Annotated in this window: 8 protein-coding genes; 1 reads left to right on the top strand and 7 read right to left on the bottom strand. The window is 38.8% G+C overall.

The genetic code is table 11. From position 1 onward, the window contains the following. The 4 genes from ABFQ95_05755 to ABFQ95_05770 all read right to left on the bottom strand — a co-directional run. On the bottom strand, positions 1-212 hold a 212-nt coding region (locus ABFQ95_05755), incomplete at its 3' end, for a hypothetical protein (GenBank protein ID MEN8237029.1). Positions 213-433: 221 nt separating this feature from the next. Further along, positions 434-859 carry a single-stranded DNA-binding protein gene (ssb, locus tag ABFQ95_05760; protein MEN8237030.1) on the bottom strand — a complete coding sequence of 142 codons (426 nt, stop codon included), beginning with the start codon at positions 857-859 and terminating at the stop codon, positions 434-436. Between the two features lie 460 nt (positions 860-1,319). Further along, positions 1,320-3,707, bottom strand: coding sequence for a tetratricopeptide repeat protein (locus tag ABFQ95_05765; GenBank protein ID MEN8237031.1), 2,388 nt, complete (start codon positions 3,705-3,707; stop codon positions 1,320-1,322). Then, positions 3,679-4,986: a hypothetical protein gene (locus ABFQ95_05770; protein MEN8237032.1), complete on the bottom strand. Its 1,308-nt coding sequence runs from the start codon at positions 4,984-4,986 to the stop codon at positions 3,679-3,681. The genes ABFQ95_05765 and ABFQ95_05770 overlap by 29 nt, the downstream gene beginning before the upstream one ends. Positions 4,987-5,623: 637 nt before the next feature. Between ABFQ95_05770 and ABFQ95_05775 the strand changes: the two genes are divergently transcribed. Next, positions 5,624-6,532 (top strand): prolyl oligopeptidase family serine peptidase, encoded by a 909-nt coding sequence (locus ABFQ95_05775; GenBank protein MEN8237033.1) that lies wholly within the window; start codon positions 5,624-5,626, stop codon positions 6,530-6,532. Between the two features lie 39 nt (positions 6,533-6,571). Here the strand turns inward: ABFQ95_05775 and ABFQ95_05780 are convergent, their stop codons facing one another. The 3 genes from ABFQ95_05780 to ABFQ95_05790 all read right to left on the bottom strand — a co-directional run. Then, positions 6,572-7,009: a helix-turn-helix transcriptional regulator gene (locus tag ABFQ95_05780; protein ID MEN8237034.1), complete on the bottom strand. Its 438-nt coding sequence runs from the start codon at positions 7,007-7,009 to the stop codon at positions 6,572-6,574. A gap of 555 nt (positions 7,010-7,564) precedes the next feature. After that, the gene (locus ABFQ95_05785) at positions 7,565-8,386 is read right to left on the bottom strand and encodes a hypothetical protein (GenBank protein MEN8237035.1); all 822 of its coding nucleotides are present in this window, start codon (positions 8,384-8,386) and stop codon (positions 7,565-7,567) included. Positions 8,387-8,526: 140 nt separating this feature from the next. Continuing rightward, positions 8,527-9,210: hypothetical protein (locus ABFQ95_05790; GenBank protein MEN8237036.1), on the bottom strand; the 684-nt coding region annotated here is incomplete at its 5' end.

The following is a 9,210-nucleotide window of genomic DNA, read 5'->3' on the forward strand; positions in this document are numbered from 1 at the left end:
CAATGCCCAATAGCAAACTCAAAACAGCAATGCTGACAAAAGCAGCAACAGAAAAAAAAGCTGAGGTATGGTTGATCATTTTGTAGTTCTCCTTTAAGCGGCAATGGGAGGGCGATTTCTCGTTGCCTTGAAGCCTGCGGTTGGAATAGCAATAAAATAATGGCCATTGTCCTTTGCACAAGTATGGAGCGGGCTTGCGCTTGGAAAATCATTGAGAAAACCACTGGGATAACCAATTGGACAATGGCCTTGGACGCCAAGATTCTTAAATAAACAGCTAACTATCTTAAATATTAACAGCTTAAGAACCTTGGCTGGCGTTACGGGAAAACTACTACTAATTATCCCCGTGAACGATCTCGGTGCCTCCCACTTTTGTGCAAGCAGGAGAAAACGCAGGCAATTTTTATGGGTTGCAGACAAAGGAACCATACTATTCATAGCGCGTATCATCCGTGTTGGTAGCAAAATGAGTAGATTTCTTTTCAGCTTCTTCCTGCAAGCAAGCAACAGGAGCTAAGGGTGAGTGTAACCAGGTGACAAATCCAGGCCCCTTTCTGGTAATGATCACTTCGCTGACATTACCTTCAGTACCATCATCATTCATAAACTTGCGATTTTGCAGTTTGCCCTCAACAATAACCCGGGCACCTTTTTTTAAGAACTTTTCGATGAAATTAACCAAATTATCACGAAACACCACAATCCTATGCCAGTCGGTGCGAGTTTGTTGAGCGCCTTTTGAATCAATCCACTTTTCATTGGTGGCAAGATATAAAACTGCGTAGAGAATTTTTTCATCAGTTTCTCTGATCACTGGAGATGCCCCGATATTACCGATGAGTAGAACGCGATTCATGTGTAAGACCTCTTGTGCAGTTGCAAAACACGATAATAAGGCCGCCTGGAATAATTACGCACTCCAGACGGCCGGGGGGAAAGCTTGAACGCCGAAGCATTAAAGCTCGGATTCTCGCAACCACAAATAAAATGACGAGAAATCCTGGTTTTCGTTATGGGATTAGGAGCAACCACTTTTCCCAATAACGAAGGCTGAGCGTACGTCTCACATTTTTCCTGTAAATGTGGATTTTGCACGCAATTCCGTTGTGTTTGTAATGGATCATGCTGATGTACGGACATTAAAATTCTTTCTTCGTGTGACTATAATTAATTATAATCGGCCTCAAACAATCATGTCAATAGAATTTTTAATTTTTAAAAATTAATTATGAACGATCAAAAATCTACGATTCTAATCCATATGCGCGACGAGTTTTGAAGAGCTGCTGATTCTTAAAAAATATTTTGTAAATTATTTACAATGGCAAAGCTAAACCCAAACGATCTAGTTCTAGGATAATATAGTGAGTCCTATGATGCTCGATACCAAAATGTTCAATATGGCGCTGTAGATAGGTATGAGTCAGGGATTCCTGTTTCATCTTAATCCCCAAAAAGGCCAAATCCATATACAGATGACTAAGGTCATCTATTTCTTTTGCAACAAACAAATGGTCAAAAATGGCCTCACTTTGTTGGTAGGCTTGAAGCGCCTCTGGATAACGCTTCTGCGCTGCATACGCCTTTGCCAAAATCAGGTAGGCAAAAGCTTGATTTCTGTGCTTTTGCTCCCCCTTAAAGACTTTGGAGTACAGTTTTAGTGCCTGCTTGATATCATCTTCAAATGATTTTGGTATTGTATTTTTTAGCGTTGATAAATAAATCCCCATAATTGATAAGTTTGCAAAAAAATAGTTAGTTTCATCGGCAAAAAATGATCTAGCGGCTTCATACGTTTCCTGTAAAGCTTGGGAAGCTTCTTTGGCGTTATTCTGCTTTAAAAGAGCAATAATTTTTTGTAGACGTATGTACAAGCGTAAGGCAGGATAGGTACCAGAAAGGTTGGTGTAAAAATTGCTATTTTCAATTACATCGACTGCTTTTTGATATTCTCCTCTATCGGTTAAATAGAAGGCGTATACATATAAGAATAATGAGTTATATGAATTCGATTTAGAATGATTAAGGAGCGATAGCCCCTTCTTAATATATTTATTGCATTTCCTTATTTCTCCCTTTAGAAAGTGATATTGAACAACAATAGCAAGAGTTCTAACTTTATATTCGTAACAATCTTCTTTTTGATTAAGAAGATCAAGCCCTTTTTTAGCTTCTGCAATAGCTTTTGTATAATTTGGGTTACACATGGCTAGAAAAAAAGCCTTTTTGGTATGGTAATCAATTTTTGCATCAACCGATTCAAATTCAACATCTTGGTGTTGCTCAAGCTTAGTAAAGATTGGTTGAACCCTCTCAAAGTCCCTCAATCCAGCCATTAAAATACCTGCAACTTTTATACTAAGAGATGAAATAGCTGGCGTTATGTAGTCAATGCGATAAGCCTCCTCTATCACACTCATTGCATGTTGGAAGTGAATATCATCTTGGCTTATCTTATGAATATCAAGGTCAGTCCTAAATGAAAAATGTTCAGCTAATAGGTAGACCGCTTGATCGATTTGTTCTTTCTTCGACTCTATTGGAATAGTTTGTACCACCATTTGTTTGATCAATTCATGCATAGCAATCTCTCGTTTTCCATTGATTTTTTGTGTGCAAACTTCTATTAAGGATTGCTGATTGATTTTTTGTAGTAAATTTTCAGGCGATTCTTGAATACCATTGAATTCACACCATTTGACGACATAAGACTCGGGAATGCGTTCACTATTTAGAAATGACAACCACCGCAATAGCTGTAGTGAATTTTTTGAAGCTTCCTGCAAGTATTGTAAACTCAATATCAGAGAGCTATGTAGGTCACCATTTTGGTTAAAGGGTGATACAGCAAAAGATTGCTTTAATAGTTTTTCTTGTATTTGGGGTAGTAACTCTAGATAACGCTTTATGGTCATTGTTGGGGATTGGCGAATCGTGTTTACCGCTAAATCCAAAGAGATCGGGTAATCTTGCATATGCTCAGCCAGTATTTTGCAAGATTCCATATGTTCTTGAGGCAGTAATTTCTTAATGAACATAATAGAATCTTGTCGTGAAAAATAAGTAATAAAAATAGCAGGAAATATATCGACTTTTTGACGTGTAGTGACAAGAATATTTGCAAATTCTGATGTTATAAGAGGACTTAGGTCTTTGTTGAAAATTTTCATATCACTAACATTATCTAAAACTATAAGAATCTTAATGCCCTTGTCCTTAACAATTTGTACAACAGTTTGCATTAAACGTTTTGGATGCATTGCATTTAGCAGGTCAGTTCCAGATATATTTTGCGATCTGGTAATAGATCCTGGTAAAGGATATTCATGAAAAAAATGCTGAGCAAATTGCCCAATTTGATCTTGTAAATAGCAACTGGCATCGAACCACCACACCACATCGTAATCTTGATAAACTTTGTGAGCATAGGATTTAGCAATCTGAGTTTTACCAAAGCCTGCCCCTCCCTGTAGTACAACCACCCCAGACTTATTCTGAAAAGCTTCGTTAATTTGCTTAAGGATCGACCTCCTGCCAACAAACTGAGCATTGGCTTGAGGAACCTGCCAAACTTTCGGAATATCATAGGAAAAAATACAGGTAGAGCAACTAAACCAAATCAATGTACACACAATCTTTTTGAATTGTGAATTGGTTGTGATCTTACCCAAAATATTAACTAAATAGCTGAACAACCTTTGCATCCTCTTGTATCCGTTTCTTTGGCAATTTCATCTGAATCATATTCTCACCCGTACCATTTTTGGTAAAATCACAGGCACCACCTAATTTTTCGCTCATAGACACAATTTGTTGTTTATTGAGAAAATATATCTCCTTCTTGCTAAGGTAATTGTACGCACTTTCCAACAATGCGAACCCATCATCACAAACGGTTAATATGACGTTGCTTTCCTGCTCTACGGAGGTCACTTCTATGGAGCCGTGTTCTTTAGCTCGTAAAATAGCTATGTGCACTAAACTTATTACCAAAGTCCCCAAGGCCAAGGCATCGCTCTCAATATACAAATCCTCTGGACATTGGTCATTAAAAGTTATGTTGCGTTCACAAAGAGCACCTAAGAAAATATCTCGACACTTGTTCAGCAGGGGCGTAAGAAGACACCTGCTCGTTTGTCTGGGGCCCATGGTCCCTAACAAAATATCTTGCGTACCTTGTAGGGAAATAGCCAGCAACTGCTCATACTCCTTCTTGCTTAAATTTCGTTCCCCTATACTTTCTTCACAAATTGCTCGAATAGATTGATTGATAATATCTGCCCGTTGTTTGCTGTGCCTAAGTAAATTAGCTAGGAGTTCTTCTTTTGCCGCGGCAGAAGATTTCCAGCAATTACTTTGGTATGAAATATCCTGAACAATTTTCATCTGTTTGGTCAATTCTGATTGCAGATATTGGTTTCGCTCCAAGGCTGCAGATTTTTCTTGCCGTAACATTTTGAGTTCCTTACTCACCAAGAATCTCCTTATAAGAAAAATAAACCAAAACAAAGCAAAACTGATCAGGGCGAGCACCTTGTACCATTTATCATGTTGAGCACAAAAATCGGTATAGGATTGGGGTTGGTGCAAAGTGTAAATAAGTTTGACCTGGGAAAGAAGTGGATCAGTTTTTACGCCACTTTCAAAGAGAATATGAGCTTTGCTCTCTTTACCGTCTTTGTCTTTCCCATGAATCGACTTTTCTGTATGAATTGCTCCACCATCCTGTAGAGGATGCCCCTCACCAACTCTTCCTTTCATACCATAGGCTTCAGTTTCATTGATCTCTATGTCTTCCAAAGTTATATATCTGGAATCTGCAGACAATATCTTGATAAGTCTTGCTTTGCCAATGATCCCTTCAACAGTACCGACCAATTCTTGATTCGATAGTATTTCCTTTTGAAAAATCAATGACTGTTCTGATTTGAGAACTTGAAAGCCTTCCCGATTAGCAGTAACCGCCTCAATTTTTTTGGCCAACTTTGGCGCCTCCACGCCAAACCTTGAAATATTTTTACCCTCTGGATAAGAGGGAAGGTAGCTCATTTTTTTCCATATGAGTGGAGAAACCAATAGGGAAATTCGCTGACTACTATTAAGAATTTCTCGAATTTCCTTTGGGCTTTTCGATGGAAAATTCTTAATTCTAGACCCAATTAAATCTAGACAATCTCGAATTCCCTTGAAAATAACCCTATTTTTATTTTCAAAATTTTGATGAGCCCTTACCTGTTCAGATACAAAAACATGCTTATATTTGTGATATTGATAGATTGAACAAGATAATACTAGAAACACACAAAAGAGTAGAGCCAAAAAACACTCGCACAGGACTGCATATATTGTCTTTTTGTTACTCAACACTTTTGGTATGACGTTGTACACCATTATCCATCTTCCCATTTTATTGGATTTATAGAGGTTCTATAAAATATCCGCAAGTATGTGGAACGGTTACGCAAAATTCTCTCCAGTACTGTCAACATTTCTTTTAAGTGAAATTGGTGGTAGCATAATGCAGATAAAATAAGCGATAGAAAGCCTATGAATGATAAAATTCGTACCCTGTTTGCTGCTTTTTCTTTTTGGAATAACTGGTTTGCAATGTGAAAATAAGATGTCTAACAAGTTGACCCAAAACACTAAAAAATTAAAACAACTTTCAGCTAAGCTAACCAGCTTTTTTGACTTACAACCTGAGGAAGACCTGAAAGAAGTTACCAACAAAATATTAAGTAGCTCAATTATTGAGGCGAACATTAAAGAAACAATCAAAATATATAACAGAAAGATTTACATATTTAAATATCCAAGCGATGGATTATCTATTATTGGATTTATCAATTATGCTCCAGAACAAGGAGATAAATTGATGATGATTCTTAGAGGCGGCAATAGAAAATTTGGCATTTTGAACCCAGCTTCCGATTTAACCTGCTACAAAGACTATGCAATAATAGGGACCTTATACAGAGGTGGTTTGAGTGAAGGAGTGGATGAGTTTGGTGGTGCTGACGTAAAAGACGCCAAAAATTTACTAAGCTTTGTTCCTACACTTGAAAAAAAGTTGAACGCTAAACTAATGAATAGAACCAAATTTCTTATTGGCGGTAGCCGAGGTGGCATGCAAATTTTTCTATTCCTGCAACGCTACCCCAAAATGCAAACCTATTTTCACAAAGTGGTAGGACTATCTGGCCTATATGACCTAACCCTTTTGCAGAACGACAGACCAGAAATGATTAAAATGTTCAAAAGGGACTTTGGCCTTACAAACGATAATGCGAAAGAGTGGTTCATCTACCGTAGCCCGATTAACCACATCAACCAAATCAGCAGCAAGTTACCAATTTTGTTGATTGAAGGGACACGCGATATCCGAGCAGCTAAAGATGATGGCAAAAATATGTTTGCGCAACTACAAGCGCAGGGCAAAGACGTCACTTTCAAGGAATTTATAGCCGAACACTGCCTGTCCGATATGCCAGAACGTATGGATGTTATTGCAAAATGGTTGGAATCGTAGAGACAAGCAGTTCGATTGATGAGGGCCCGTGGCAAACTATCACAAAATCCTTTCAACAAACCATTTTGCAAATCCTTTATCGACAGTTTTGTTTGGTGAGTTCTCTAGGGAGTAATGATAGATGTCTTTCATAAGCTCCATCACCTGATCAAGACTTAGGTTATGTTCCCTTTTGGCAAGAAGCTCAACAATAACCTGCAAACACTTCACGCTAAGATCTGGATACTCAAAAGGGATGACCTTTTGTTTTTCTACCTCGCCCTTCAGTGCCTTTTCACCATACATCAACTCCTGAATGGAACACCCTAAAACTTCAGCAATCGCCAGCATATTCTCAGCACTGGGATGCTTTGATTGACCACTCAAGATATTGCGAATCGTACTATCACCAAGGCCAGCTCGTCTTTGTAATTCTGAAATACTCAATCCCTTTTCCTTTGCACGCGTACGAATTCTTTCTCCAAAAACAGTTGCCATTTAATACTCCTCTACGTCCTGTTGTAAGAACCCACAAACGCATCGCAACAAAATTGCTACAATGACTGGAAGTACTGTTCTCTCTTTCAAATTGCTCAAAACTCAAGAGAACAAGGCCTTACAATTGCTTTCCCCTTATGGCCTTTTAAACCACAAAGGGATGCTGCCTCACTTTTTACAAAAAAACAAGGTTTAATTGCAAAAAACTGAAACTGTGACCTGTTTCTCTCTCTAACGTTGGTTTTAAAAAAAATAGTTGGTGAGAAGATTGGAAACGCTCATATGCAGTAAGCTCTTTGGCGTATTAACACGCAACGTTGATCTGGCTTCACTATCGGGTAGAACTGACCCGTATATTGGTGTAAGTTGGCATTAGCCATCGTGCTGATCTCCTTCAACAGATCACATTTTGGTCAGTGGCGATAGGTGCTTCAACACTTATTCGCCACACTCATGCTTAGATTCTCAACCTTGTAGGCCACCTTGTCAATCGCAAATGATAATTTCACTAAAAAAAATTGAAAATACCTAGAAATCCAGCTCGTTACAGAGGAGTTATACGTTTTCCTGTCTTTGATGTTTAGCAATAATAGCTTGAACTGTACCAGCAATTGGCGCAAGTTCAGTGCTTTCAGGATCGCTTTTTTCAGAATATTGGGTAGAGTACCCGGTAGCTCTGCCCTGGTTCGATTCACAAGCCTTACGCCTATCGTTTGGTGCATGCGCGCTACTTGGGCTACCATCCGACTGTGTTGCTCCCGATTCACCAGTCAGCAGAGCAAAGGTTAATTTTCGTTCCGTTGCCAAATCTTGCAGTGACAAACGTTGCTTTGCCACTGATGCTTCCAGTTGTTGCCGCTCTTGCTCCAGGGTTTGATACATTGGATGTTGTTTGATCTCACGCTCAACAGCTTGGGCAAATGATAGACCTTGTAATTTTTGCGCAAGAAGATCGCGCAAGTGAATTGCATAGATGGTTTCAATCAAACGGCCATCCCAGCCTTTTTCCTTAAATTCTTGGCTGGTAGCGTCAGATCCTTGCTGTAATTTTGTTGCAAACGCCTGTCTGTACTCGGATAACTGCTGATCTGACAAACCATCAATGGCCGTTTGTATTTTTTGCTTGAGATTTTTTTGCACATCTTCCTCGAGTCTCAACAATCGTGAGCTGATCAGTTCTTTCTCATTATTCAGATCCCTGATTGTTTCCAACTGCTTTTGGTATTCAAAATCTAAGAGGGTAGAACGATCTCCAAGAGTAAATTCTCCTGCCAAAATGCACTGAATCGTTCCTGGCTTAATTGCCCAGGAAATCCAAATTTTCTTGAAAGCGCTGCTGTCACTTTCCCCCATCAAGAATTTTGAAGAGGAAATCAAACGGCAATACCGTCTCCAAGTCTGAAGATCGCTTGCAAAAGAAACCTGGAGTGTTTGAGCCAATTTCTGTAGCAAACTAGGTTGATCATGAGCTGCTCCAAAGTCGCCAACTTCTTCTAGCCAAATTTTTTTAATTTTTTCTATCTCATTTTTTTTGAAACTGAAAATTCCTTTTTGGCAAAATTAGCTTTTTCGTTCTCGAGAGAGAATGAGGTAACTTTTGTAGGTATATTTTGTATATAAGGAGACCGAAAGATTCTTTCGTTACAGGAATGAAAGTTTCTTTCGGTCTGTAACGAAAAATTTTCGTTCCTAGAGCGAAAGATGTTTTCGTTACAGGAACGAAAATTTCTTTCGTTCTGAGAGTGAACATCAACAACTTGTTTGTTTATGCCAACTACAGCTGCTTTTTCAACTGTATGGTCTGAAATTGAACGATTTTCTGATTGTTTTGCAATAGGCGCTACGGGTGTTGTTTGCTGTGGAGCATTCTCAACTGATAACTGTGCAAATAAGGCTGCAACTGCATCATGATTACGTACAAAATGGGTAAGGTGGTTTTGTCGATTGTAGTAAGAGGCATATAATTTGCCCTTAAAAGGTTCATGGACACTATCAAAAGCAGATTTACTACTGTAACGTGTGCCGATGCGATCAAAAGCTTTATTGAAAGTTGGTCGCGAGATTCCAAGTTCAGAACACCAGCTATCTTCTTGGCGATACAGCCTGTGCTGACATGGTTCAAGAAATTTATAAAAACCATCCGGCTTGATTTTAAACCAATACTCAAGTCGGTTAAAAAGAATCGCTGCTCTTTCAGAACC

It is taken from the genome of Pseudomonadota bacterium (assembly GCA_039714795.1).
GTDB lineage: Bacteria > Pseudomonadota > Alphaproteobacteria > JAGOMX01 > JAGOMX01 > JBDLIP01.